This window comes from 'Nostoc azollae' 0708, assembly GCF_000196515.1.
Classification (GTDB): domain Bacteria; phylum Cyanobacteriota; class Cyanobacteriia; order Cyanobacteriales; family Nostocaceae; genus Trichormus_B; species Trichormus_B azollae.
Map to the genome: position 1 here is coordinate 2,593,568 of NC_014248.1, position 26,900 is coordinate 2,620,467.

19 protein-coding genes and 5 pseudogenes are annotated in these 26,900 nt (G+C 38.6%); 8 read left to right on the forward strand and 16 right to left on the reverse strand.

Features of this window, described 5'->3' with window-relative positions:
* Positions 1-224 precede the first annotated feature (224 nt).
* A pseudogene (locus AAZO_RS30160) lies at positions 225-1,665 on the reverse strand (IS66 family transposase).
* 555 nt (positions 1,666-2,220) lie between these two features.
* Between AAZO_RS30160 and AAZO_RS11835 the strand changes: the two are divergent.
* From AAZO_RS11835 to AAZO_RS11845, 3 genes and pseudogenes are all read left to right on the forward strand, one after another.
* The gene (locus tag AAZO_RS11835) at positions 2,221-3,534 is read left to right on the forward strand and encodes an efflux RND transporter periplasmic adaptor subunit (protein ID WP_013191412.1); all 1,314 of its coding nucleotides are present in this window, start codon (positions 2,221-2,223) and stop codon (positions 3,532-3,534) included.
* 59 nt (positions 3,535-3,593) lie between these two features.
* The gene (locus AAZO_RS30165) at positions 3,594-3,842 is read left to right on the forward strand and encodes a hypothetical protein (protein WP_085940225.1); all 249 of its coding nucleotides are present in this window, start codon (positions 3,594-3,596) and stop codon (positions 3,840-3,842) included.
* Positions 3,832-7,002 (forward strand): annotated as a pseudogene (locus tag AAZO_RS11845) (efflux RND transporter permease subunit). Before AAZO_RS30165 ends, AAZO_RS11845 begins: the two are co-directional and overlap by 11 nt.
* Before the next feature lie 76 nt (positions 7,003-7,078).
* Here AAZO_RS11845 and AAZO_RS30170 read toward each other — a convergent pair.
* Positions 7,079-7,261, reverse strand: coding sequence for a type II toxin-antitoxin system RelE family toxin (locus AAZO_RS30170; RefSeq protein ID WP_228371700.1), 183 nt, complete (start codon positions 7,259-7,261; stop codon positions 7,079-7,081).
* A gap of 410 nt (positions 7,262-7,671) precedes the next feature.
* Here AAZO_RS30170 and AAZO_RS33740 point away from each other — a divergent pair.
* Positions 7,672-8,093: pseudogene (locus AAZO_RS33740) on the forward strand (DUF4277 domain-containing protein); the annotation flags it as partial.
* Positions 8,094-8,492: 399 nt separating this feature from the next.
* On the opposite strand, the gene AAZO_RS11855 reads toward AAZO_RS33740, so the two are convergent.
* From AAZO_RS11855 to petM, 9 genes and pseudogenes are all read right to left on the reverse strand, one after another.
* Complete coding sequence (locus AAZO_RS11855) at positions 8,493-8,741, reverse strand: type II toxin-antitoxin system Phd/YefM family antitoxin (RefSeq protein WP_013191413.1); 249 nt, start codon at positions 8,739-8,741, stop codon at positions 8,493-8,495.
* A 264-nt stretch (positions 8,742-9,005) separates the two neighbouring features.
* Positions 9,006-10,247 (reverse strand): bifunctional phosphopantothenoylcysteine decarboxylase/phosphopantothenate--cysteine ligase CoaBC, encoded by a 1,242-nt coding sequence (gene coaBC / locus AAZO_RS11860; protein WP_013191414.1) that lies wholly within the window; start codon positions 10,245-10,247, stop codon positions 9,006-9,008.
* 72 nt (positions 10,248-10,319) lie between these two features.
* Positions 10,320-10,532 (reverse strand): protein IsiD, encoded by a 213-nt coding sequence (isiD, locus tag AAZO_RS11865; protein ID WP_013191415.1) that lies wholly within the window; start codon positions 10,530-10,532, stop codon positions 10,320-10,322.
* 265 nt (positions 10,533-10,797) lie between these two features.
* Entirely contained in the window at positions 10,798-11,424 is a 627-nt protein-coding gene (locus AAZO_RS11875; protein WP_041643013.1) for an alpha/beta hydrolase, read from the reverse strand.
* Positions 11,425-11,519: 95 nt separating this feature from the next.
* Positions 11,520-14,341, reverse strand: a pseudogene (locus AAZO_RS43745) (zinc-dependent metalloprotease).
* 149 nt (positions 14,342-14,490) lie between these two features.
* Positions 14,491-15,198, reverse strand: a complete 708-nt coding sequence (gene nblR / locus AAZO_RS11885; RefSeq protein WP_013191417.1) for a response regulator transcription factor NblR — start codon at positions 15,196-15,198, stop codon at positions 14,491-14,493.
* Positions 15,199-15,519: 321 nt separating this feature from the next.
* Positions 15,520-16,437, reverse strand: coding sequence for an NAD(+) kinase (locus AAZO_RS11890; RefSeq protein ID WP_013191418.1), 918 nt, complete (start codon positions 16,435-16,437; stop codon positions 15,520-15,522).
* Positions 16,438-16,750: 313 nt separating this feature from the next.
* A complete protein-coding gene (locus tag AAZO_RS11895; RefSeq protein ID WP_013191419.1) occupies positions 16,751-17,749 on the reverse strand; it encodes an SDR family oxidoreductase in 999 nt (332 codons plus the stop codon).
* 141 nt (positions 17,750-17,890) lie between these two features.
* Positions 17,891-17,995, reverse strand: coding sequence for a cytochrome b6-f complex subunit PetM (gene petM / locus AAZO_RS11900; protein WP_013191420.1), 105 nt, complete (start codon positions 17,993-17,995; stop codon positions 17,891-17,893).
* Positions 17,996-18,234: 239 nt separating this feature from the next.
* On the opposite strand from petM, the gene pdxA reads away from it, so the two are divergent.
* Together pdxA and AAZO_RS11910 are read left to right on the forward strand one after the other, a co-directional pair.
* Positions 18,235-19,272, forward strand: coding sequence for a 4-hydroxythreonine-4-phosphate dehydrogenase PdxA (pdxA, locus tag AAZO_RS11905; protein ID WP_013191421.1), 1,038 nt, complete (start codon positions 18,235-18,237; stop codon positions 19,270-19,272).
* A gap of 153 nt (positions 19,273-19,425) precedes the next feature.
* A pseudogene (locus AAZO_RS11910) lies at positions 19,426-19,605 on the forward strand (IS701 family transposase); the annotation flags it as partial.
* A 276-nt stretch (positions 19,606-19,881) separates the two neighbouring features.
* On the opposite strand, the gene AAZO_RS11915 reads toward AAZO_RS11910, so the two are convergent.
* The gene (locus tag AAZO_RS11915) at positions 19,882-20,652 is read right to left on the reverse strand and encodes an endonuclease/exonuclease/phosphatase family protein (protein ID WP_013191422.1); all 771 of its coding nucleotides are present in this window, start codon (positions 20,650-20,652) and stop codon (positions 19,882-19,884) included.
* Positions 20,653-20,892: 240 nt separating this feature from the next.
* A complete protein-coding gene (locus AAZO_RS11920) occupies positions 20,893-21,609 on the reverse strand; it encodes a response regulator transcription factor (RefSeq protein ID WP_041640169.1) in 717 nt (238 codons plus the stop codon).
* Positions 21,610-21,936: 327 nt separating this feature from the next.
* On the opposite strand from AAZO_RS11920, the gene AAZO_RS41360 reads away from it, so the two are divergent.
* The gene (locus tag AAZO_RS41360; protein ID WP_266889141.1) at positions 21,937-22,059 is read left to right on the forward strand and encodes a hypothetical protein; all 123 of its coding nucleotides are present in this window, start codon (positions 21,937-21,939) and stop codon (positions 22,057-22,059) included.
* Between the two features lie 328 nt (positions 22,060-22,387).
* Positions 22,388-22,837 carry a rhodanese-like domain-containing protein gene (locus AAZO_RS11925; protein WP_013191424.1) on the forward strand — a complete coding sequence of 150 codons (450 nt, stop codon included), beginning with the start codon at positions 22,388-22,390 and terminating at the stop codon, positions 22,835-22,837.
* A 69-nt stretch (positions 22,838-22,906) separates the two neighbouring features.
* Here AAZO_RS11925 and AAZO_RS11930 read toward each other — a convergent pair whose 3' ends face one another.
* From AAZO_RS11930 to trpB, 3 genes are all read right to left on the reverse strand, one after another.
* Positions 22,907-23,536, reverse strand: a complete 630-nt coding sequence (locus AAZO_RS11930) for a ribonuclease H-like domain-containing protein (RefSeq protein WP_013191425.1) — start codon at positions 23,534-23,536, stop codon at positions 22,907-22,909.
* Between the two features lie 88 nt (positions 23,537-23,624).
* Positions 23,625-24,170, reverse strand: a complete 546-nt coding sequence (locus tag AAZO_RS11935; RefSeq protein WP_013191426.1) for a CAP domain-containing protein — start codon at positions 24,168-24,170, stop codon at positions 23,625-23,627.
* A gap of 731 nt (positions 24,171-24,901) precedes the next feature.
* The gene (trpB, locus tag AAZO_RS11940; RefSeq protein ID WP_013191427.1) at positions 24,902-26,143 is read right to left on the reverse strand and encodes a tryptophan synthase subunit beta; all 1,242 of its coding nucleotides are present in this window, start codon (positions 26,141-26,143) and stop codon (positions 24,902-24,904) included.
* Positions 26,144-26,900 lie beyond the last annotated feature (757 nt).

Here is a 26,900-nt window from a genome sequence, read left to right on the forward strand (position 1 = left end):
GAGCTTGGCTCAAACTGTCTACAGCTTAATGTAGTTTTGCTAGTTCCTGTTGTAGAGAGTCATAAGTATCTTTATTTACGGTGATAACCTCACAAGTGATAGTCTTGATAAGTTCGGGAGTTCAGAAGGCAGGATGCAGGATGCATAATTACTTTTTCTCCATAAGTATGCTGCTCAGAATTATTTCATGGAGAGACTAAATCAAGATCCGTAAGGATTCAGGTCTAAGGTAGAGGGGTTAAAGAAGGTGTATGGAAAGCAGAGTGAACCATGGCTTTCATAGGTTGGTCAAAAAACTCAATTAGAGAAAGTGCTTGACGGCGACAAGTTTGTATAACCGTCAATAAATTGGCAGGATGTTGGAAGAGCTCCAGAGAAAGAGAACCACCACAGACTTTTCCTTGTATCAGTGCTAAATCTAACCTTGGTTCAGCTAAATTATGATCAAGGTCTATTACCTAAGGAAGGTAAAAGTTTACCAGGTTCCCCTGGGGCTTGATTAATGAATGAATGGAAGATTCAACTTTTGGTTGAAACTAGGATGGGCAAGTCAAGAATTCATGAAGGTTTTGGGTTTGTTGGAATAAAGGGTAGTTTTTAAAACCTTCATCTATGAGGTCGATGAATTTCGTGCCAACTTCTTGGTGATTGAAGCCAGGAATCTTGATTAGTGTCTTGAAGTGACGGGGTAGGGTAGATGTGCCTGACATTTCTGTTGAGCTGTGACCGCATAACCGTTATAGGCAGTAAAGTCATCAGAACTGAGTACACCAGAGTAACTTGAACCCACAATGGATTCTAATTCGCCAGGACAAGGAGTATCAGGACCCATGAAATCAAGGGAAGTTACTATTGGCAAAAATCCATAACCATTGTTTCACCCCTTTGACTACCCAGGGTGTTTCATCCCCAAGGATATGAGGCTGGGTTTGTTTTATCCACTGTTTGAGGCTATGAATACTTTGAGCCACTGGACCATCTATTCCTTCATTGGTACCTCTACTAATGTTCCCACTCCAATTTCTATTTGACCCAGTTCCCACAACAACAAGTGTTGTTTTTCATAGGCTCAATGGCCCTAGTTATTGATCCATCCCAAAAAAGCTTGTCCTGTGATTCCTATATCTTGTCCCGGTACTATCTCTGGTGACCAGAGTAGCGCTTGTGTTTCCCCACAAACACTGCAAATCCACGTATATCTTTCATATTCTACTATTTGGATTGGCCTGTCCACCAAGTCCCTACTTGTTGTGTTTGGATTTTTATTGGTTCGCCAAAGAATTGCCCCTGACCTCACCATCCACACACTTGCCGTCCCACTATCTCAAATCTATTCTATCTACTCCACCAAACCCCTTTCTCCTTTTTCCCCTATGCCCTGGTTGTCCTCCTGGTTTCCGTTTTTGTGTCTGCTTCTCTTCTTGTTTCTCTTCTTGTTTGTTTTCGGTTTTTTTGAGGATGTCTCCCAAGGGTGGTTTGGATCATGTTATGGTCTCTAAATCTCTACTGACTTTGAGTTTCTCTATTTCTTTTCCCAGTTCTACTACTCTATTTGTTAGGTTCTCTATACTTTGTCCCCTGGTCAATAATGATTTCTACCAGTTGCTCTGTTGCCAACTGCTTCAATATCTCTCTGTCTAGTTTTGGTGGCAGCTTCTTTTCCATAACTGCTATATTCTGCCTCTCCTATCACACTTGTCAATACCCCACCACCTGAATCCTTACTAAGATCCTCTTATAAGGTTAGCCGATTAATGGGTTAATATTTCTGCGATCGCACCAAACCAGTAAAGCAGAAGGTAAAAAAGCTTATTACATCAGCTTTTCAATCTTTTTCAACTGAATATTAATTTCTGGTAAAAAATATTGATTGCTGCTAATCGCCACTAATCCAAAAAAATCATAAAATACCAATATTCATGAGTCAGACTTTTTAGTAATTATTCACTAATTATCTATATTCTTACAGATTTGGGATGCTCTCAACTAATTTACATATCATCCTGTGATTAAATCGTCTAAGAAATTATGTATAGTTGACCTTTTGATAGATTGGAAAAAATGATGGAATCTGTATATTTAGATATACCACTAGTAGCACATAATGGTTTGAAATACCTCATGCTAAATGGATAATTTCCAAATCAATATCAACATATATATTTGCATACTGAGATAGAATTTTAACTATTCATCCCTGCAAATTCCTTCCTATCACCCATGACATCCCCTGAGTCTGAAACTGATTTTCCAGATATTTCCCAGCCAGCATTTGAGCCACCCCCCAAATCACAACAACGGTGGCTGAGATTATTGATAGCTCTCGTGCTAATCATTGGGGGTGGAGGAGCCATAAATTCGCGGTTACTGACTCCTGAAAAACCAAGTCCAGCATTAGCTAATGCTCAACCCCCAGCAGTAAAAGTCAAATTATCAACTGTAGAAACAGGTACAGTCGAAGATACTACAGAGTATATTGCTAATTTAGAATCCAGGCAATCAGTTAATCTCCAACCCAGAATTCAGGGTCAAGTAACCCAGATATTTGTAAGATCAGGCGACTCAGTCTCAGATGGTGCCGCCATTATGCAAATAGATGCTAGACAGCAACAAGAAGCAGTTAATAGTTTATCCGCTGCTGCTCAAATAGCAAAAGCACAACTAGAAAATACCCGTGCTACACTCCAATCGTTGGAAGCAGAAAAACTAGGTAAAGTTGCTGATTTACGGTTAAACCAACAAGATTACAATCGCTATTCTGAATTAGCTAATCAAGGGGCTGTAGCTCGTCAGACAAAAGATTTGTATTCAAATAAACTAGACACAGCTAAAGCCGAACTCAATGCCATAAATTCTCGAATTCAAGCCCAAAAAGCCAGCATATCTCAAGCGGAAAAATCCTTAGAACAAGCTGATGCAAATATTAGACAACAACAAGTTCAGCTTCAGTATTATAAAATCATTGCTCCCTTTAGTGGTAAAGTTGGGGATATTCCTGTGAAAATAGGTGATGTAGTAAATATTTCTACGAAACTAGCTACTATTACCCAAAATCGACCTTTAGACGTGAAAATCCCTATTCCATTGGAGAAAGGACTCCGATTACGTGAAGGACTACCAGTAGAACTAATGAATGCCCAAGGTCAAACCTTGGCTACTACCAAAGTATTTTTTATCTCTCCAAATATCAACAAGAATTCTCAATCTATACTCGTTAAAGCACTTTATGATAATTCCGCAGGTCAGTTGCGAGCAGATCAATTAATTCGAGCAAAAGTGATTTGGGATCAGCGTTCAGGGGTTCTTATTCCTACTACAGCAGTATCTAGAATAGCAGGAGAAAATTTTGTTGTAGCCCAAACCGAAAAATCTCCTCAAGGCAATTCCCAATTAATAGCTAAACAAAAGCAAGTGAAGTTAGGGGATATTAAAGGTAATACTTACCAAGTGATTGAAGGATTGAAAGCAGATGAAAAACTAATAATTTCAGGAGTACAAAATCTCCGAGATGGACTACCAATAATTCCTGAGTAACTGGGGCATGGGAATTGGGGACTGGGGAATATGAGGGAGATAGGGAAATAATTTTCCTGGTGCCCAATCACCAATCACCAATCACCAATCACCAATCACCAATCACCAATCACCAATCACCAATCACCAATCACCAATCACCAATCACCAATCACCAATCACCAATCACCAATCACCAATCACCAATCACCAATCACCAATCACCAATCACCAATCACCAATCACCAATCACCAATCACCAATCACCAATCACCAATCACCAATCACCAATTATCAATTACGAATTAATTACAAATTATGTTTGTTAATTTCTTTATTAAGCGACCGGTATTTACCAGTGTCTGTGCTATTAGCATTTTCCTGGTAGGAGTAATTAGTATTCCCACCTTACCTACAAGACAATATCCAGAAATTAGTCCGACTCAAATTATTATCACTTCTAACTATGTTGGTGCTAGTGCAGAAGTGGTAGAAAGCACTGTCACCTCTATTCTTGAACGGCAAATTAATGGTATCGAAGGCATTAAATACATGACTTCAAGTAGTAGTAATGATGGCACTAGCACCATTACAGTCACATTTGATGCTTCGCGGGACAAGGATATTGCCGCAATTGATGTCCAAAACCGTATTTCTTTGGCTGAACCACAGTTACCAGATGCAGTCAAGCAAACGGGAGTGACTGTTAACAAGCAGTCTAACAACATCCTGTTGGCCATGGGTTTGTACAGTGAAAACAAAGAGTTTAATAACGTTACTTTAAGTAAGTATGCTGATCTATATATAGCTGATGCCATGAAACGCATTAAAGGTGTCAGTGAGGCGCGAATTTTTGGTGAACGTCGTTATGCAATGCGTCTATGGCTTGATCCAAATAAATTGGCTACTCGCAATTTAAGCACCGATGATGTTGTTGATGCTCTCAATGAGCAAAATTTACAGGTGGGTGTGGGGCAAATTGGACAACAACCAGCCCCAGAAGGTCAGATGTATCAAATTGATTTAAGAGCTATTAGTCAGCTAACAGAAACACAGGAATTTGACAATTTAGTGATTAAAACTGCGGCTGACGGTAGTTTGATTAAATTGAAGGATGTGGGTAGAGCAGAACTGGGTGCTCAAAACTATAGCTCATTTCTGAGATTTAAGGGTGAAGAAGGTGTAGGTATAGGGATATTAGCTACACCTGGCAGTAATGTTTTAAACGTTGCTAGGTCTGTGAAAAGGGAAATGGCGCGACTCTCCCAAAGCTTTCCACGAGGGATGAAGTATCAGGTGGCATTTGATACGACAACCATTGTAGAAGGGTCTTTGAAAGAAGTAATTAAGACTCTTTTAGAAGCGATCTCACTCGTTATTCTTGTCATTTTTATTTTCTTACAAGATTGGCGCACTACCTTAATTCCTGTCATCACTATTCCCCTATCTTTAATTGGTACTTTCGCTTTCGTGAAAGTCTTTAATTTTTCCATCAACACTTTAACCATGTTTGGTTTAACCCTAGGAACAGGAATGGTAGTTGATGACGCAATTATTGTAGTTGAAAACATCTCCCGTTTAATTCAGGAAAAAGGCATTACTCCCCGTAAAGCTGCGTCTTTAGCCATGACTGAACTCACTGGGGCGGTAATTACTACTTCTTTGGTGTTAATGGCTGTATTTGTACCAGTAGCTTTCTTCCCTGGTTCAACCGGACAAATTTATAAACAATTTGCGCTGACTATTGCTTGTTCTATCGCTATTTCCACTTTTTTAGCCCTGACTCTCACACCTTCCCTCGCTGCTTTATTGTTACGCCAAAGTCCTCCAACTAGAGGTATTATTGGTTTTACTTTTGGTATCATCAACGGCTTTTTAGAAGCCATAGGGCGGGGATATCAGCAATTTTTGATCTTGTTGACGAGAGTTAAAGCTATTGTTTTAGTAATATTTATAGCCTTAATTAGTTTCACTGGTTGGCTTTATTTAAATGTACCAATATCTTTTCTACCTGATGAAGATCAAGGTTATTTCATTACTATTATTCAAGCTCCAGAAGGTTCTTCACTCAAATACACAAGCAATGTGATGAGTCAGGTAGAAACAGCAATCCTCAAATTACCAGAAGTTACATGAACTTTTGCTATTGGTGGCTTTAGTTTCAGTGGTAATAGTGCTAATAGTGGCGTAATTTTCAGTACCCTGAAATCTTGGGATGAACGGAAAAAGCCTAATCAGTCTGTCCAAGCCATAATTGGTCAATTAAGACAAATATTTTCCAGCATTACTGAAGCTAGTATTTTCCCAGTTAATCCTCCCACAATTCGTGGTTTAGGTAGTTTTATTGGTTTCCAGTTTCAGTTACAAGATGTGGCTGGTACTAATAGTTTAAATTCCATGTTGGAAATTGTCGGTCAATTTATGATGCGGGGTAATCAAACTCCTGGATTACAGGCTGTATTTAGCACTTTCAAGGCTAATACACCACAAATTTTAATTGAAGTAGACCGCAATAAAGCTAAATCTCTACAAGTTAAAATTGACGATATTTTTAGAACTCTACAAAGTTATGTGGGTTCAAGATATGTCAATGATTTTAATTTCCTATCTCGCACTTACCGGGTATATATTCAAGCTGATTCTCAATTTCGTGCTAACCCAAATGATATCAATTCCTTGTATGTGCGTTCGGGAAATGATCAAATGATTCCTTTAAATAGTTTGGTAAAATTGACCTCGACTACGGGAGCACAAACTATTAATCATTACAATTTATTTCGTTCCATTGAAATTAACGGTTCTCCTGCTCCTGGATTGAGTTATGGACAAGCAAGCATGGCTATGGAAAAACTAGCTAAGGAGATTTTACCCACCAGTATGGGTTATGAATGGTCGGGTATTGTAGCTGAGGAAAAAGAGTCTGGTGGACAAGCACCAATAATTTTTGGTTTGGGTTTAATTTTTGTATTTTTGGTGTTAGCTGCTCAGTATGAAAACTATGTTGATCCTTTGATTATTATGCTTTCAGTTCCTTTAGCTATTATGGGGGCTTTAGCATCGCAATCTTTACGGGGTTTAAGTAATGATGTATTTTGCTAAGTTGGATTAGTAATGTTGATTGGTTTAGCAAGTAAAAATGCGATTTTGATTCTGGAATTTGCTAACCAGTTACGATAACAACAGGGTTTATCAATTACTAAAGCCGCAGTTGAAGCTGCACAAGGTCGTTTGCGTCCCATTTTGATAACTGCTATTTCTACTCTTTTGGGTATTTTTCCTTTAGCTGTAGCTACTGGTGCAGGTGCTGGTAGTCGTCAATCTCTCGGTACAGCGGTGTTTGGTGGTATGTTTGTAGCGACTTTTTTAAGTTTGTTTATTGTGCCAATTCTGTATATCATCATTGGCACAATTCGTGAGTGTTTCCAACCTGTTCAAAAGTATCCCCATTCGGAAACGAGTGAGGATGATCAGGAAGTTTTATATAAATAAGATTTCTCACGCAGAGGTGCAAAGGAGGAAATAAGGTTTGCAAGGTGAAGTAAGGGGTAAGTTTCGCTTGATAGAGTTACAGGTTTGGATAAACTTTATCATTATTGCGTTTACCAACTCGTAAAATATCAACCAATTTATTATCGTCATCAATGGTGTACAAAATTCTATAGTCACCCTGATCAATACGATAATTACCTTGATAACCTTTTAAAGCTGCATAATCTTGAGGACGAGGATTACCCTGAAGTGAGAGTATTTTCGATACAACTTGTTTATACTATTTTGGAGATGTCTAATAAGTCTTTTTCCGCAGTTTTAGCAATCCTCAAAGTATAATTAACGTTCACTCATTTGGACATTTGGCTATTATTTCTTCTATGGTAGTAAATCCTTCGTTTTCTTCAATTGCACGGCCCAGTTTAGCAGAATCAATGGTATCTTCTATTGCTTCTACTAGTTTAAACCCACACTATGTACTTCATCTTGAAATACATAGATAAATGTAAAAACCTTACAAAAAGCCACGTAGTAAACACATAATTTAAATAGTAGAAAAAATAGACAATACGTAAGGATTCAGGTGGTGGGGTATCGACAATAAATCCAGGATAAAAGATGACAAAATGAATGTAAAGGAGCCTGAATTAACTAAAAATACCCAAAAATATGAATTACCAAAAAGAAGAGTTTGAGAGTAAGAACTTGGAGCACTTGGGAATAATAAAAGGAATAATAGATGAGATAGGAATTGTAGAAAGAATCAATGAGATATTCTTAATAGATAGTAGAGAGAAAGTTAATACAGGAGAAATAGTCAAAGCAATCATTATGGACTAGGTTTTCTATGGAGACCATTATATTTATTTCCTCAATTTTTTGAGGGAAAAGCCATAGAACATTTACTAGGAGCGGGAATTGAAGGGGAAGATTTAAATGATGATAAAATAGGCAGAGTAATGGATAAGCTATACAAATATGGATTAACTAAATTATTCCTAATAATTGCCTTAGAAGTAGTAGAAAAATATGGAGTAGCAACCAAATATTCCCATTTAGATTCAACCTCATTGCATTTGCATGGAGAGTATAATAATTGCCTAAATAATCTAGGACAATAATTATTGGATATTTCAGAGCCAGTGCGTTGGGTTGGTGCCCCGACTTGTTAGGGAAGGTCCTCTGAAAGAGGCAGCAAATGGCGTATGTTTTCAAGGGATTCATTTTGTGATTACACAAAGAGTCCATAGGATTCTGAACTTGACAGAGGAAGGTTGTCGAATTTTCCAATTCCTACCTACAGCTTGTCAAAAGTAGTATTTATTTTCTTAGTTTTCAAATCTCTAATTCACTATTGCATAGTCTTATATTTTCATAAGTGATTTAAAAATTCAAATTAAACATTTTTGTCTAACTAGTTTTTTTTTACACAATAAGAACGCTGGAAATTTGACCTGCATAATTTATATTTTCATGGCTAGTGGATTTTTTTAAAAACTATAGTTCTGAATTGCATGTAGTAGTTTATTTATGCTACTTATTGAAGCCCAGAATGTGGGTTTTAAATCCTCAATGCTACTTATTGAAGCCCAGAATGTGGGTTTTAAATCCTCAATGCTAATTATTGCTACCGCAGGTTTAGCATGACGCTGAATTAATATTCTTTCACCACGAAATTCAGCACGGTTCATAATATCGGGAAAGTTAGCACGCGCTTCACTTGCAATGATGACAGACATAGTGCCTCACATTGATAGGGTTAGATCAAATGTTTACCTGAACTTCCAACTCGTCATAATTTCGAGCCTCTAACTCCAGAAGATGATATAGATGTAGATGAGGATGATGAAGTAAATCTTGATCCTACTGCTATCAAAAGACGTCTTAATTCTTAGAGAGTTGCTCATGTATATAATTCTCATTCATAGATATTAGGGTTAGTATCAATAACCCTAATGTTCTTTCTATATATTTTCTTTGGTGACACATTGAATGTTTCTCTATCACCAATTACCAACAAGAAAATCAAATAAATAATGCGCCATTTCCAACTTAGAACAAGCCGGAATTTCTACCTCTCTTCCTTGCTTATCTAAAAACACCGCTTGATTATTATCACTACCAAAACCACTATCAGTCTTATCAATAGGATTCGCTACAATTGCATCTAATTGTTTTCTCTGCAATTTTTCCCGCGCAGGAGTAATAATATCGCCTGTTTGTGCTGCAAAACCAATTAATGATTGATGGGGTTGTTTGCGTTTTCCTAATTCAGCAACTATATCCGGTACTGGTGCAAGAGGTAAATTTTCGGGGAGTGATCGCTTGGGTAATTTTTCGGTACTATATTCTTGAGGCTTGATATCTGCAACTGCGGCAGACATGACAGTTATATCTGCATTAGCTAAACGCTCTAACATTACGTGCTGCATTTGGTCTGCACTAACTACCTCAATTCCTTCCACTCCCAAAGGTACATCCCAACTCGCTGGACAATGCACTAATATTACTTTTGCACCTCTGTGCAGTGCTGCCTGTGCTAATCCTAAACCCATTTTACCTGTGGAGGGATTGCCAATAAATCGCACCGGATCTAAATATTCTTGCGTTCCTCCAGCACTGATTAAAATCTGCTTGCCAGCTAAATCTCTTTTCCCTTGGGTATGTAATAAAGATTGAATATAAACACATATTTCTGCGGGTTCTGCCATTCTGCCAGCACCAATGCGATCGCACGCCAGCAAACCAGAACCAGTTTCAATACCATGAAACCTCTTATCTGTCAACAGCTGCCGCCAATTTCTTTGCACCGCTACCTGTTCCCACATATCTGTATTCATGGCTGGTGCTAACAACACGGGACAAGTAGAAGCGAGAACAGTATTTGTCAGTAAATTATCTGCCATTCCATAAGCTAATTTAGCCAAAGTATTAGCAGTTAAAGGCGCAATTACGATTAAATCGGCCCATTCACCCAACTCAATATGCAAGGGACGAAAATAAATTGGTTGGCAAAAATAATCATCAGTATAAGCTTGATGCCGGGATAAAGTGGCTAAAGTTAAAGGAGTGACAAATTCTTGAGCAGACTTAGTAAGAATAACTCGCACTTCTACCCCAGACTTAAACAGAGTAGAAACTAATTCACAGACTTTATAGGCGGCGATACCGCCGCCTATAGCAACAATAACTCGTCTGGATTGAGGATTTGGGATTTGGGATTTGGGATTTGCAGATGATTGCATGTGGAGGCAAAATTCCAATTATCTTTGATTTTAGCCTGTCAAACCCAATCTAAAATCCAAAATCTAAAATCTCTAGGCTTCGTCGTAGGGTTCTAAATCTAAAAGGTGGATGTACGGCTCAACCAACTCTGGACGCTGAAACGCGATTGCTCGCAGTAGATGCCAATCATTTAAACCCTCAAAAGCATTACTATAATTATCTAATTCCAGACGGTTAGCTAAATCTTTTACTTCTGTTGCTGTCATAGCAGCAATTTCTTTCCTGGAAATGCTTAGAGTTGTCATAATGCTTGCCCCTCCCTTTTGCAGCATTCGCATTCAGCTTTAGGTGGAGCTGCGTTAAAATCTTCCACCCAATCTATATTACTAATTAGTGGCCATTTAATTTGTAAAAATTTAGCTGATTTCCACCCTAAGGTTGTAAAAAATTTGTAACTTAAGTTCAAGTTGCAAAATGACTGTGGCATAAAGAAAGCTACAAAGCTTATGTAGTAAGTCTTTTACAGGCCAAAATCTAAAATCTAAAACCCAAGATCCAAAATTATTGAGTCTAACTAATTGTCTTAATAACAAAATTTCTCAACACCTCTAACATTTGCAAATTAATTTCATGTCCCATGTCAAATTCATGATATTCCACCGCCACTCCCAGGGATTGGGCAACTTCTGTTGCTTTAATAGCAGCCTGTAATGGTACAACTTGGTCTTGTATTCCATGCATAATTAATGTGGGTGGAAAACTATTTTGATGAAGATTTCCTATGTTGGGATGTAAATACCCACTCATCACAACTAAACCAGCAAGGGGCAAAGTTAATCCCACATCTAAAGTCATGGCACCACCTTGAGAAAACCCACTCAAAATAGTGCGTGATAACGGCACACCTGTATTACTCTCTAAAGAAAGTAACCAATCTATCAACAATTGCCGACTTTCTGCCAATCCTTCATACATATTCCCATCCCGTAAGTCATACCACGCCCTACCCACAGGAGAATATGGATATGGATAAGGTGCGTTGGGAAGAAAGAATTCATAATCAGGTAAGTTGACATAAGGCACTAAAGCTTCAACATCTTGAGCATTTGCACCCCAACCGTGTAATGTGATAATTAAAGCGGTGGGCGCTTGCTGTGTTTTGGGCGAAAATTTGATGAAATCTAATGTTTGAGTCATGAGTAAGAAATGGGGTGTAGAGGGAGCAGGATGCATGAGAGTAGGCGAAGTAGGGGGAGAATAACAACTGATAACTGATAACTGATAACTGTTTATTAATTCCCCTGCAACGGTGCATTTAAAGCTTTTTCAATGCGATCGCCGATTTCTAGTAAATGCGCTTTAGTATATTCGTCATCAGAATTCATTCCCCGGAGTTCATTGTTTAATTGTTTGAGCTTATACCAGGCTAATGTGCGAGCATCTTGTGGTACATCTACTTTTCGTAATACCATTGCTGTTAAGAAGTTCACATATTGCCGTTGTAAACCCCGCCGCAAACTAGAAATTTTTAATTTTCTTCTTGGTTGTAAAACTTCTGTCCAAATTCCGGTTTGTAAAGTCCCAAAGAACTCAGGTAAACTTAGTGCTTCTCCTTTTGCGCTTTTGAGTTCAAGATCCTTCATCCGAGAGAGGCGATCGCCTGAGAGTAAATCACTCAATACCGTACTTTGGAAAAACAATACTAAATCATAAACTGGGTAATCTAAGTGTTCCCTGGCAGGACTGCTACCCCAATGTATCCAACGTTCTGGGGCTAGTTTATTTATTAGTTCTGGTGAAAACTTCAGCACATCCTCAGCAAAAACATATTTTTGCAATGTCCCTAATGCTTGCCGTTGTTGTTCGACAGGTACAGTGATAAATAGTAATCTTCCTTGATTTTCACCAGGATGAACACGGTAAAAAGACTGTCCACCAATGTATTTACTAGTATAATATAACTGCTGTAAATACTTGCCAAATATAATGTTAAATCTTTCCCTTAAATCACTGTAACTTTGTCCAGAAATTGGATAGCCTTGATTTAAAGGTTCCCACATAATCAGAGAATTATCCAACTGCCATTGTGAATAAATTAGAATATTACTGCTATGCTCCCAAGGAGCAGATGTCGGATCAATACTAGATGTATCCTCATCTGGAGAATAACTCAACTCTGGTTTTGTCGATTGTTTAGGAATTTCTTCTAAAAATGGTTTTTATGCTATGGAACTTTTCGCTCCAAAAGCAGTGTGAGCATACTGTATTTCCCATATATCATAGCTTCCCACCTGATTCGGAAAATAATCTCCTTGGGATGTACCGCGCGGAGCTATATTGGGAGAAATATAATCCATTAGTGCGAGTGATTTCAGGATTATTCATTTCCTCTGGTGCTAATAAGGTACTACCACGAAAATTGTGTCGTAATCCTAAAGTATAACCAACTTCATGAATAATAATTAAGCGTAAATTAAATATTGATGGATATAATCCTTAAATTTGTGTTTATTAGGAGTAGTTTTTGTTAAAAATGACATTGCCAATGAACCAAAAGCAAACTTATTAGCTGCTTCTATAGCAGAGCATAAATCATACTGTCCCGGTAGCCTAGATAAGTTGCCAACTAATCCTTTAGTATTGTTATCACCTTGGCGACAAAGCAGGCGATTTTTTTTCCATCAACGCTGATAAGGTAGTAGGATTTGCTGTTGGTGAAGGTAAAACAATTTGCCGATAATTATTTTTTAAGGCTCGGATAAAACTAGCATCTACAAGAATATCTGCATCCAAAATTTCACCAGTCAAGGGATTGACACGGGATGGACCAAGAGGAAAATATCCGTCTACTGTATTAATCCAGGGAATAGTATTGTAACGAATATCAGCAGCATCCCATCTAGCATTATCAGGCATTTGTCGGACTTCTATTGCATCTTTGAATCCCGCTTTCAAAAAAGCTTGATTCCACATTAATACCCCTTCTTTAATAGCATCACGATATTTAAAAGGGACGGCATTATCAATCTAAAAACAATTGGTTTTTTCGGTGGAGAAATTTCGGCGTTAGGATCTTGTTTTTCTAAGTTCCAACGATTGACATAATGCATAAAATGATCATTACTATCATCTGTGGATAAATCTTGATAGGCAGTCAGAAAATATCCTACCCGATCATCTGCCAAACGGGGTTGGTAATTATTATTAGACAATTGGGAAAGGCTATAGTGAAGCCGCAAAGTGAAGCCTCGACTATCAGCTAGTACACTAGAATCTTGCTCTTGCTCCTTGCTAGTACCAGTAAAATTGAAAACTGACTCAATTTCTACATTGTTGGGAAAAACTTTAGCATTACCAAAATAACTTTTGTCTGGACTAGCAGCTAATTCTAAACTTGCAGATAATCCAGCTAAATCTGTCAGCAGTAAATCCTCTAAATCAATGAGGATACTATTTCATTGAGGATGAATGCTTTTAATAGGAAGATTGTACAATACAGAGTCACTAAAAGATCGGGAGAGCGAGCGCACTTGGGGATCTTCTGTACGGGTGGGTAAATTAACATTACGAACGACAAACTGCAAGTCATTATCTACTCGTTGGAAATAAAACAGAAAATCTTGCAATGGCATACCAGTATAAATCCCTCCTTCACCAATGCCAGATTCCAACGTGGACGTAGCTAAGAAGTTTTTTTGTAGTTGCGCTGGCTTAATTTCTGAATATATTTTGTTCTTGTCTTTTTGGCGATAAAGAGTAAATATACCCTCTAATTTTGACAGTCTTTAACAACTTCATCAAATGCTTCCAACTCATCTTCTTTGCCAGGTTTAACACTATTGGTCGGCTTTTTGGTTAGCTTCTTAGCAGTTTGGGCAATTTCTAGAAATGGCTGCTCTCTGGCTTTTTATGGATCATCTACTACCCACATAAAAGCTTGTTTTTCTACTTGTTTATTCTGATTAAGTACCCATATTTTCGATGCTGGTAAAGTTAGCTGAGCCGAAGTTACCATCTTTTTCTATGCTTCTGTCTCCAATGACTGAGCGCCAGCAGTTCCTATCCCTAAAAACAAACTGTGTAACAAAACGATATAAAATGTTAATTTGTTCATCATGTCTTATACGAGATATACCATATTCAGCGAGGCAAAGTAGGGAGAGATAGTAGGTTTAATTTAATGGCTCGTTTCCGTAGCAAGGACATTGCTTTTACATTAAAAAATTTACGAGTTGACAGCACTCTGATACTCAGCTTATTTTATTAGGATTCTCTTAATACATACCCTACACCACGAACCGTTTGAATTAAGCGCTTTTGTCCTTCTTCTTCAATTTTCAGACGTAAGTACCGAATATATACTTCAATCACATTTGACTCACCCATAAAATCGTAACCCCAAACATTTTCTAAAATTTGTTCGCGGGTTAATACTTCACGGGGATGTTCCATAAAGAACTTTAATAATTCAAATTCCTTCATTGTCAATTCGATGGTTCTGCTGTTGTAGATGACGCGACGGGTTCCGATATCTAAAACCAAATCCCCAAAGCGTAGCTGTTCTGTGGTATCAACATCAGGTTTGAGATACAAACGAACCAACTTCAAAAAATCTTCCGAGCGATAGGGTTTGAGAATGTAATCGTCAGCACCAGCTTCCAGACAAGCTACACGATCATCAACTGTATCTCTAGCCATTAAAATTAATACAGGAGAACAGTTACCGATAGTATGAAGATTTCTGCACAACGAGAGTCCTGACTCTCCAGTCAGCATCCGGTCTATAACTATTAAAGCAGGTTGGCGATGACTATGCCCACCTCGGGCATCACGGTATTGTTGTAAACCACTGACTGCATCATGAGCCACAATCGCATCATAGCCAGCTTCTTCCAAATCAAAAGCCAGTTGATGAGCTAGACTATCATCGGGTTCAATCACCAGAACACAGGCACTGTGAGGAAGTATCATATCAGTTGGTAATTGGTAATTAGTAATTGGTAATTGGTAACTAGTAATTGGTAACTAGTAATTGGTAACTAGTAATTGGTAATTAGTAATGGAAAAAACTGTATTCCATCAGTTATTAGCTATTGCTTTGTTGCATAAATTTCAGGCAATACTACTTGTTACAAATTGGTATTAACGATGTTTTAGCACGTTCTGGATAAAACATCGACTTTCCCAAGATGCAAATTTAATTACTCATTCCCAATACAATTGCCTAACTGTCAATTCGGGAAGAAAACCAGTTTTGACTACGATTGATAACAGACTACTTACTACTGGGTACTAAGGTAATTCTACTGAATTTGGTTTAGCAATATGTGGTAGACCCCAACCTAACTTTTCCCTTAAAATACGGAAAAACTCTGGTGAGTGTAAGCGAATGAAGCGAGCATTATATGGTGAGCGCTCCAAATATACCCGATTTCCTGGTATAATATAGCACCCGCTAGTTCCATCTACCACCATCACCAACCGGGGAATATTCACTGGATAGATGTTAACCGGTTCACTATCAGGAAACACCAAAGCCCTAGAAGCTAGGGAATGGGGACAAATTGGTACTAGCTGCAATACAGGTGCACCAGGAGTAATCACAGGACCACCGGCACTTAATGAATAAGCAGTTGAACCAGTTGGAGTAGAAACAATTACACCATCGGCTGCAATATCCACCGCTGCATGATGACCAATTGCAATCTCAAAATGACACATCGACGTTAAAGGTTCTCGATGCAGCACCATTTCATTTAAACAGAGAGCTTCCCATAATACTGCCTCTTCCCGTACAACTTTGACGGTGAGCATGACTCGTTCTTCGATTTCATACTTACCTGCCATTACCTGTTCAATGGCTTGGGGCAGTTGGTTAAGATAAGTTTCTGTCAAAAATCCCATGTGACCAGTATTCACCGTCAACAAAGGGATACCACAGGGTGCCACTTGACGAGACGCTGCTAAAACAGTACCGTCTCCTCCTAACACCACCCCAAAGTCCATGTCTGAGTCAAAACCAGGGGGTTTTAGACCTGTAATCGGCGTGTGGCATACTGAACTATCAGGATGGGAATAGCCGAGTATACCACCCATACTAGTTGTCACACACACATCCCAACCAGCTGCGGTTAGCTGATTTTTCAGTTCGATAGCGACACGAACCGCTATCGGCTTGATGTCGTTGTAAATAATGCCTGCTTTCGGCACACTTAAATATCCAATTTTAGGCGATTCTTAATCTTTATAAGAAAATAGGCTGAAAACCCCGGAATTAAACCCTAAAAACCCAAAAAATTTTTAGTGTTTAATGTCTTTGAATCCGGTGATGAAAGCCATTTGAGGGGTTTAGACCTCAGAGATTTGATGGTATCATAAATTTAATCCCTGAATACGGTGCAAAACCCAACAAGTGGAGTGTCCACTCCCCGCTCTAAAGAGACAGGGATTCTTAAGTAGCCAAAAGTAGACTCTTAAAGGCGTAGTTAATGCGCCACTACTAACTCCATATTAATCAATTATTTTATTGGCTATTAACTTTTGAAGACTGTTTAAAAGGAGTCTTTGTATCTTTTTGCTTTTTATTCTTAGTTTTTTCATAGTCTAACTCTTTCAGCTTTTTCATAATCCGGCTGAAATAGTCTTGCAAGTATGTTTCTACAGTAGCTGTTTGTTGTTTGTCTAAACCAAATACTGTATATACTTCATCCATTGGAGCATTTAGGGCTATTCCACTGGCTAAAACTTCTGTAAAAGCTAGTCTGTCGGCAACATTCCATCCCCATTGAAAAAACCGCAGCAACCCCTGTACACTACGCAGTAAGCCAATGGGCATCCGTGTTACTCTGGCATCTTTCCCAGACAAGCGTTCGCAAATGTTAATTATTTCTTCTGCACTCCAAGCACGAGTACCAACCACAGGGAAAGCTTGATTTTGGGTTTCTGGCACACTCAAAGCGCAAATAGCAAATTTAGCAATATCCTGAGTATCCATATAAGCTACAGGTGATGAAGAACCGGTCACCCACACCGGCTGATTTTCCAAAATGGGTATGCCATATTGACCAATTAATCCCTGCATAAACCCAGCTAAACGGAGAATTGTATAATTTAAGCCAGATTCAGCTAGAAACAATTCGGTACACCGCTTAATTTCCATCAGCGGTACGTTGGGATATTTATCAGCATCAAGAATTGAAAAGAAGATAAAACGCTCCACACCAGCTACTTTTGCTGCTTGAATTAATGCTACCTTACCTTCCCAATCTACCTGTTTAATAGTTAATGAATCTGTGGGGCGAGATGTAGAAGCATCTATCACTTCGGTTACACCTGCTAATGCTGCTTCTAGGGTTTGGGGTGTACACAAGTCTCCTCTGACCAGTTCTGCTCCCCATTCTTTAAGAAATGAAGCTTTTTTCGTACTTCGGACTAAACAGCGTACCTTATATCCCTCATCGATAGCACGACGAGCCAATTGTCTTCCTAAGGTGCCAGTGGCACCGACGATTAATAATGTCATGAGGGTCTTTATAAATTTTAATGTTTTATGAAAAGAATCTTAACAGAATTTAGCTATGGAAATAAAACTTTACATTTTTCTCAGGAGTTCAGGAGCAAGAATTAATTTTTCTCTTCCTGCCCCTACCCCCTGGATCTCTGCTTATTCTTCTGCGCCTTGAATTTTCAGTAACAAAGCACCAATGCCCCAGCCTACGAAGATTAAGCCGAAAGACAACATAGCTGCATTTAAGATTTCGCTGCCCATTTTCTGTGATTCTCCTTTGTGAATTGTTTATTTATGTTTCCTGTTTCTGAGAGGGGTAAATTAGAGTTGATGTTTGAAATCTTATTTTTGCCCGTCATAAATCAGGTAAACTAGGTCTGTTACTGCTATTGGATTAGACCTTTGTGAATAATTCTAAACTACTTTAGCAGCTAATTGGAATTGGCGCTGGGATACGGCGATATAGGTTAATTAACAGAAAGTAATTTTCCCACTGACTCATGACTAATCAAGGTCCACGTTTGGCGGTAACATTGGGAGATCCTGCTGGAATCGGTTCAGAGGTGATTTTGAAGGCTTTGGCAGATTCGGAAGTTACCCAAAACTGTCATGTGGTTGTAGTGGGTTGTCGTGATTTACTCACTAAAGAGTATAAGAATTTAACTGCTAATACGAGTAATTGGGTATATTTGGCAAATCCAGCAGATTTATCTGTGATTGATGTGCCACATTCAGACGAAATTATGACCGGGGTGGGTAATGAGGTTAGTGGTGCGGCGAGTTTTGCTTATATGGAATGTGCCATAGCGCAAACTTTGGCTGGTGATTTTGATGGTATCGTCACAGCACCCATCGCTAAATCTGCTTGGAAAGCGGCTGGATGCAATTACCCAGGACAAACGGAACTGTTAGCCGAAAAAGCAGGTGTGGAGCGTTTTGGAATGTTATTTGTAGCGCGCTCGCCCTTTACAGGTTGGACTATCCGCGCTCTACTTGCTACTACACATATTCCTTTATGTAAAGTATCTGAAACCTTAACACCGCAATTATTAACAATGAAACTTGATTTATTAGAGGAGTGTTTACAAAGGGATTTTGGTATCGAAAATGGAAGAATTGCGATCGCAGGTTTAAATCCCCACAGTGGAGAAATGGGACAATTAGGACGAGAAGAAATAGATTGGCTAATTCCCTGGTTACAGGAAGAACGGCAAAAACGCGCCCACTTAGAACTAGAAGGACCTATACCGCCAGATACAATGTGGGTTAAACCTGGTCAAGCTTGGTATGGTAATTCTGATATCAAAAATCCCGCTGATGCTTACTTGCCACTTTACCATGACCAAGGTTTAATTCCCGTCAAGTTGATGGCCTTTGACCGCGCTGTAAATACCACCATTGGTTTACCATTTGTCAGAACTTCACCGGACCACGGAACCGCATTTGATATTGCGGGAAAGGGTATTGCTGACGCAACAAGTATGAAAGCAGCGATCAAGTTAGGAGTTGAGTTAGTGAAACAGAGGTATAGAGTGTAGGTTGTACAGTGAAGCCTAGCCCCCTGAACATCTAACCCAAATAAAAGTAGGTTGTGGTATGTACTTGATTTAAATACCGGACTCAAGTCTAGGATATTCGTAAAGCCAAAGGATCTTGCTAAGGATTCAGGCTAAGGATTCAGGTGGTGGGGTATAGTGTATCTACCAGATGAAGAAGCTCTCAATCAAATCACCAAAAGTGAATTTGTAAAAATTCATGATGCTCATTGGGGGATTAAAAGTTTTCATAGAGCCATCAAACAAGTATGTGGAATTTTTCGATTTATGGTTAGAGATAGCCAAGGAATTAAAACACAGAAATTATGTTCACTTTAGTTGTGCGCAACTACATTATTGTAGAAAATCTTACCAATAATGCTGGTGCTGCGTAATACTCATGGATGAGTTTTTTTGTCAATGCGTAACTCCTAGTAAATTGTCATTCTGTTAGCGAAGCTTGGCTTAAGCCATACGGAACGGAGTGAGGTGTATCCCCCTTGGGGACACTGCGTGAACATTGTGCTGCGCTTCATACCCTGCGGGAAGCAACTACAGCATGAGAATAGACTTACACATGAGACTTACACATTTGGGATGCTCCCAATTTAATTAAGATGAAACTGTCTGTAATTTTACAATTACAGGAAAATGATCAGAAGGCCAAATATCTTCCCACTGTTGACGGTCAATAATTACTTGTTCGATTTGGAAACGGCGATCACAATATATCGTATCTATCGCATCCCAAGCTTCACCTGTAAACTCATGAAAGGTTTTCTGTTTGTCTAAGGGAAGAGTTGCTAAAGCATCTTGTATTTTGTAATTATCGGCTAAGATCATCCGTGCTAAGGTAGTGGGATTAGCGTTAAAATCCCCTGTTAGCAGTAAATAATCTTCTGACGGAAATTCCATTAAACGTAGAATAACTAAAGCTGCACCTAACTCTCTAGCTTTAGCATTTTCGTGATCTAAATGAGTATTGACAATAGTTAGAGAAATACTAGGATTACCAACTGTAAAATTAGCCCAAGTTGCCATGCGTGGTAAGCGAGTGTCCCAAGTAATACTACCAGGAATTTCTGGAGTATCGCTGAGGTAAAAATCTTTGGTTTGCTGAAGTTCTAAGCGTTGGGGATTGTAAAAAACTGCACAGTGTTCACCTTCTCCTGTCCCAGTGCGATCGCCCCCAATAAATTTATATTCTGGTAAAAGTGCTTGTAAATTACTAAGCTGAGGGGTTTTACCCTCTTGTGTACCAATTAAATCAGGTTGATAGTGTTGAATGACCGATGCGATGGCACCTATACGCTTTTCCCACTGACGGACCCCCGAATCCGGTTTGTCGTAGCGGAGGTTAAAACTCATGACGGTAATTTTCATTAGTTTCTTTAATTTAATTAATCTTAAAAAGAATATATATATTGAGCCTACATTTTATAGTTATGGAATAACTTAATTAGGGAGACTTAAACAAAAATTCAAAATTCAAAATTGCCATGAGGCTTGAGTAGACACAAATTCCCTGATAGACTTTAGCTGCAAAAATCAAAAATAAGACGAATTATCTAATCAAGCCTCAATTCAATAATGTGTTCATGAATTGCTCTTAGTATCGAGAGTTTAAACTTTAGAGCCTTCCGGTGGTTCAAACTTGTAACCATAACCCCGTACTGTTTTGATAAATTCTGGTGTACTAGAGTCAACTTCCATTTTTTTACGCAGCTGACCAATATGCACATCTACAACTCGTCCATCTCCCACATAATCACAACCCCAAATTTTTTGGATTAGTTGCGGACGACTCCAAGCTTGACCGGGATGACTGGCTAAAAAATGTAAGATATTAAACTCTAAAGCAGTTAAGGCTAAAGGTTTATCGTTTAGTGTCACTTCTCGACCTTCTGGGTTAATTGCCAGTTGTTTAAAAACAAGGCGTTGTGATTGACTAGGGTGGATGTAACGAATTCGTCTTAAAAGTGCTTCTACTCTAACTTCTACTTCTGCTAAGCTAAATGGTTTAGTCATGAAATCATCTGCACCTGCTGCCAAAACGCTAATTTTATCAGCCTCATCATTCCGGCTAGTAAGTATCAAAACTAAAACATTTGTACGACTTTGCATTTCTTGACAGAGTTTATAGCCATTAACATCTGGTAAATTCCAATCCAGAATTACCAAAGCTGGATTGAATTGTTCAAATAATGCCATAGCACTCTTACCATCTGCGGCCGATTCTATTCGATATTTTCGACTGAGAAACCGATAGACGAGATTTCTGACACTGAAATCGTCATCGACAATCATAATCTTAGGGGTAGTCATGGGAAGCGTATCCATAGTGCAATGCAGTCTGTTTATTGATTTATTGATTTTCTGTAGCGATAGATGAGTTTAGGTGTTCTTTTTGAAGAGTATATTTGCTCCTACTATAAACTAAGTATGAAAAATGTTGTAATCTTCGTAAACACTTAATTTTTCCGGAAATTTATGCAAACTTCATAATAAAGCTTCTAAAATGTATCGGTAATGTATGATTTTGGTATTTTTTTTTAAAATTTTGGTATAAATTTACAATATCTTGAAAACTAGGCGCACCAGTGATGCTAAGTACATTAGGCGATCACGCAAAAAATAAATAAGCGTATTATGTACATATATAAAAAAATGGCTGCAACAAAAACAGCGAGTAATACAGAAGAGTTAAAACGCACTAAAATTTCTCATCCGTTCTGGTATACACAGTTAATATTTACTGCGTATACAGCAGGAGTCAGGAGTCAGGACTAAAACTCTCTTTTTCTCTAGGTTTCAATTTAGATTCTGTACCTCATTGATCTGCAATCTCTTGTAGTTTGTCGTCACACTATATTTGATAAATTCTAAAAAATTTTATTATTTAGATTAATTTTAATTTGCTCAAATCCCAAAGGATTTTTTATCATTTTAATATATCTCAAGAGAGATTTTGCCAGGCTTATAGCTGAAGAAAGATAAAGGATTTTTTATCATTTTAATATATCTCAAGAGAGATTTTACCAGGCTTATAACTGAAGAAAGATAAAGGTAGTGTTTAGATTTTGTTAAGTTTTTGTTAACCTACTCGATATGAAAAGCTATGGCTAACAATCTCATGAGTGGCATTATTGCCCAACAGCCACCAATAGAGGCTGAGTCTGATGTTCATGTAGTTAAGTCTCGCCTGGAATGGGGTGAACCAGCGTTCACAATTTTGGATGTGCGCGATCGCTCAATCTATAATGAAGGTCATATTATGGGAGCAATGTCTATGCCCATAGATGAACTAACAGAGCGTGCAGCAATATCTTTAGATACCAGCCGCGATATTTACATTTACGGCACTAATGATGGACAAACTACTCAAGCTGCCCAAATATTACGTTCCGCTGGATTTAAAAATGTATCTCAACTCAAAGGTGGCTTTGGTGCATGGAAAGCGATTGGTGGCGCAACAGAAGGAATTATAGAATCAAGAACTCCCGCAGCTGCAGATGATTACAATGTTGTCTCCCGCATTCAAAATCATATAGAGACTCAGCAGAAGTGATTGGGGATTGGGGACTGGGAACTGGGAGGAGATAGGAGAAAATCAATAATTACGAATTACTAATTATTCCTAGTGTTCAAATAAATCTTTGAATTGTAATAAATCCAAAGAAACTAATGTTGGTAGAACTTGAAAACATTGTTGAGCAAGTTCCCAACGTCCTTCTCGTTCCAGCATTTGGGTGAGCTTTTGTTGTACATTGAGTAAGTAGCGCACATCATTGGCGGCGTAACTCAGTTGCGTCTCAGATAAATTAACCGCGTTACCCCAATCAGAGCTTTGGGCGCTTTTATCAAGTTCTACTTGTTCTAACTCCTGCACCACATCCTTGAGTCCGTGAAGATTGGTATAAGTACGGGCTAATTTACTAGCAATCTTGGTGCAAAAAACAGGTTGAACCTGAATTTCTAGGTTATGACGCAAAGTAGCAACATCAAACCGCGCAAAGTGAAATACTTTGAGGATGTGGGTTGCTTCCAAAAGTTGTTTTAAATTTGGAGCTTCTGTTTGTCCCTTAGCGATGCAGATAGCTGTCACTTTCCCTTGTGAATTGCACAACTGGACGAGACATAAGCGATCTCGCTGCGGTAATAATCCCATAGTCTCCGTATCAACAGCAATGGCCTCAGATTGCAAATATTCAGAGAGGGAAGCTGCATCTAAATCGCGATCGCTAACCTGAAAATCTGGTAATGTCATGAAATCTTCAGAAATAAATTAATTATAGTGTCTTGAAATTACACTCTCAGACACTAAATTATTATGTGCAGAAAGTCCGCAATAAAATCTATCTAGTATTGATAAATATTTGCGTGAGGTAGACTTCACCTTTAGCATTAGTGGCTACACCTACCCCTGTAAGTTTATATTTTCCTTGAATATTTTTCAAATGTCCCGGACTATTGAGCCAACCAACCACAGCTTGATGTGCTGGATCACTATATCCAATGTTAAAAGCCACATTTTCCCCCGCACTATCATATTTAAGAGGAATAGCTTTAACGCGCTGTTCAAAACCATGATGGCTAAACTTAACTGTACCCTTAGCCATATTTTGACTGTGAATTCTGGCCTGTTGAGTAATATTTGCATTTAACGTTAACTGTGAAAGTCCCTGAGAGGCCCGATATTGATTAATTTGCTCAAAAACTAATTTTTCTAAAGTAGAATTTTGAGAATTAAAATTCGACAGAGCTGCCTGACTAGAAGTATTGAATGACTGAGTATGAGCGTTTTTTTTAGTAAAATTATTACCGGGAATAGGAGCAGTCATCAATCCACTAGCAAGGACAAGCGTACTTAAAGCCATGCCAAAAGCAGTTTGTCGGAACATAGAGAATTAGGTATTGTATGGATTTATTAGACATATACTCTATCTTCTAATGGTCAGAAGAAGTACCAGGATACTGTCAAGTATTCATCAACTGAGGAATTAAGTAGAACGAGGTGAAAAAACAAAAGTATGTAAAAAAATGTAAATTAGCCTGAAAACCTCTTCACTCTTGCATGAGTCTCTTTTGCCCTTCGGGTTCTCCAGTGGCAGCCTGGGGGAAGGCAAAGCGCCTACATGGGGGAAACCACTTGCTTTATGCTGGGAAACCCCTCCACCGCAGTGGCTCCCCAAGTCCATGCTGGTTCACTTATTGCCTTGTCATAACGACAATTTTTAACCCCCACTTACTTATTTGATATATCAGGTTTGTCAGTTCACTTTCCTGAAAATCTGCCAATTTTATGACCTTTTCCCCAAAATTAGTATCCAGCATTTGTCTGTAGTCAATGCATCCCGTGATTAACTTTTATTGACACTACATTATTAATCAAAAAAATATATAAAAAATAGTATCCACTGACAGATGTCATGGATACTAAAACTAGCAAGTAAACATTCACAGAAAAGTTATTCGCGTAGGGATAAGTTGATAACTTTCGTAAGAATTCAGCAATCAGGCGTCAGCTTTTTCAGGCTCACACCAAAAATACCTATTTGATAATTAACCGATTTTTCAAACATTGTGACTCCTGATTCCTGACTCCTGAATTATTACTAACTTACTTACATCTTTACTGAGGAGTTAAAAATTTTGCTACTGTTTGCACATCCTTATCACCTCGTCCAGAACAGTTAATAATAATACGAGGACTACCACTAACTTGAGGACACAAAGTTTCTAAATAAGCGATCGCATGAGCAGTTTCCAATGCTGGTATAATTCCTTCTAGCTTCGATAGGCGTTGAAATGCCTCCAAAGCCTCAGCATCTGTCACACTATAATATTCAGCCCGGCCAATATCCTTCATATAGCTGTGTTCTGGACCCACACCAGGATAATCCAAACCTGCACTAATCGAGTGTGGCTCAATTACTTGTCCGTCATCATCTTGCAACAGATAACTCATCGCGCCATGTAATACACCAACTTGTCCTTTTGTCAAAGTAGCCGCGTGTTTGCCAGTATTCACACCTTCACCAGCAGCTTCCACACCAATTAACTGCACATATGGCTCTTTAACAAACTCGTGAAATAGTCCCATAGCATTAGAACCACCACCCACACAAGCCATCAGAATATCAGGTAAACCGCCCCATTTTTCCTGAGCTTGAGCGCGAGTTTCTTCACCAATAACCGCATGAAAATCACGTACCATCATTGGGTAAGGATGGGGTCCAGCTACAGAACCCAGAATGTAGTGGGTGCTTTCCACATTTGTCACCCAGTCGCGGATAGCTTCAGAAGTCGCATCTTTGAGAGTTCCCGTACCCGCAGACACAGGACGAACTTCAGCCGCCATCAGCCGCATTCTAAATACATTTAAAGCTTGGCGTTCCATATCGTGAACACCCATATAAATTACACATTCCAACCCGAAACGAGCGCAAACCGTCGCCGTCGCTACACCATGTTGTCCTGCACCAGTTTCGGCAATAATCCGCTGTTTACCCATGCGCTTTGCCAACAATACTTGACCAATGGCATTATTAATTTTATGAGCCCCAGTATGATTTAAATCTTCACGTTTTAAGTAAATTTGCGCTCCTGTGCCATCAGGACGAGCATAATAGGCTGTAAGACGTTCAGCAAAGTATAAAGGTGTCGCACGTCCTACGTAATCTCGCAGCAAACCTTGTAATTCTGCCTGAAAACTAGGTTCATTGCGGTATTGCTGATACGCTGTTTCCAGTTCAGCTAAAGCAGGCATCAAAGTTTCAGGAACATATTTACCACCAAAGGGGCCAAAGCGTCCCAAGATATCGGGAACTGAAGCAGTTTGTGGCAAGTTGCGGAAAAGGGGTGTAGTAGTCACAGATTAGGTTAAATTAGAGAACAAAGTTAATTTTAATTCTACAACTTGCTGAGGTTGCTGATAAAGAGCATTATTCCTCATAATCCTGTAATTGCTGTTGAGGTTCATTAATCGAAATCATAATTTTATTGCTCCAATCACTATCTTTGATAGTATCATCTTGTAAATCGTGATTGAAAATTGTCTGAATCAGGATTTACAGGATTTAAGGATGTACAAGATGATAAATACTAAGCATTCAGGAGTCAAGAGTCAGAATGTTTGAGAAATTGGTTAATTATCAAATAGGTATTGTTTGGTGTGAGCCTGAAAAAGCTTATGGCTGTTCGCATAGCGTGCCGTTAGGCATTAGCTGAATGCTTAGGATAAATGTTCAATTATACGTTCACAAATCGCACTAACCCAAACATTCCATAACACCAACTCCTCATTATAAAAGTAGGGTGTGTTAGGGTAACGCACCGATTAAATATCAATAAAAGAGAGTGCCGTACTTCTGGATAACACACCTTACGAGATAGCATATTATCAATTATCAAGAAATGCCTAATTATCACAGACCTAATATATCAGCTGCTATCTACTTTTTCATTCAAGTAACTTCCTCAACATACAACTTCATTAACATACAACTTCATTAACATACAACTTCATTAACATACAACTTCATTAACATACAACTTCATTAACATACAACTTCATTAACATACAACTTCATTTTTTCGATAAGCTTCAAGTACCGCCTAAAACAAAACCC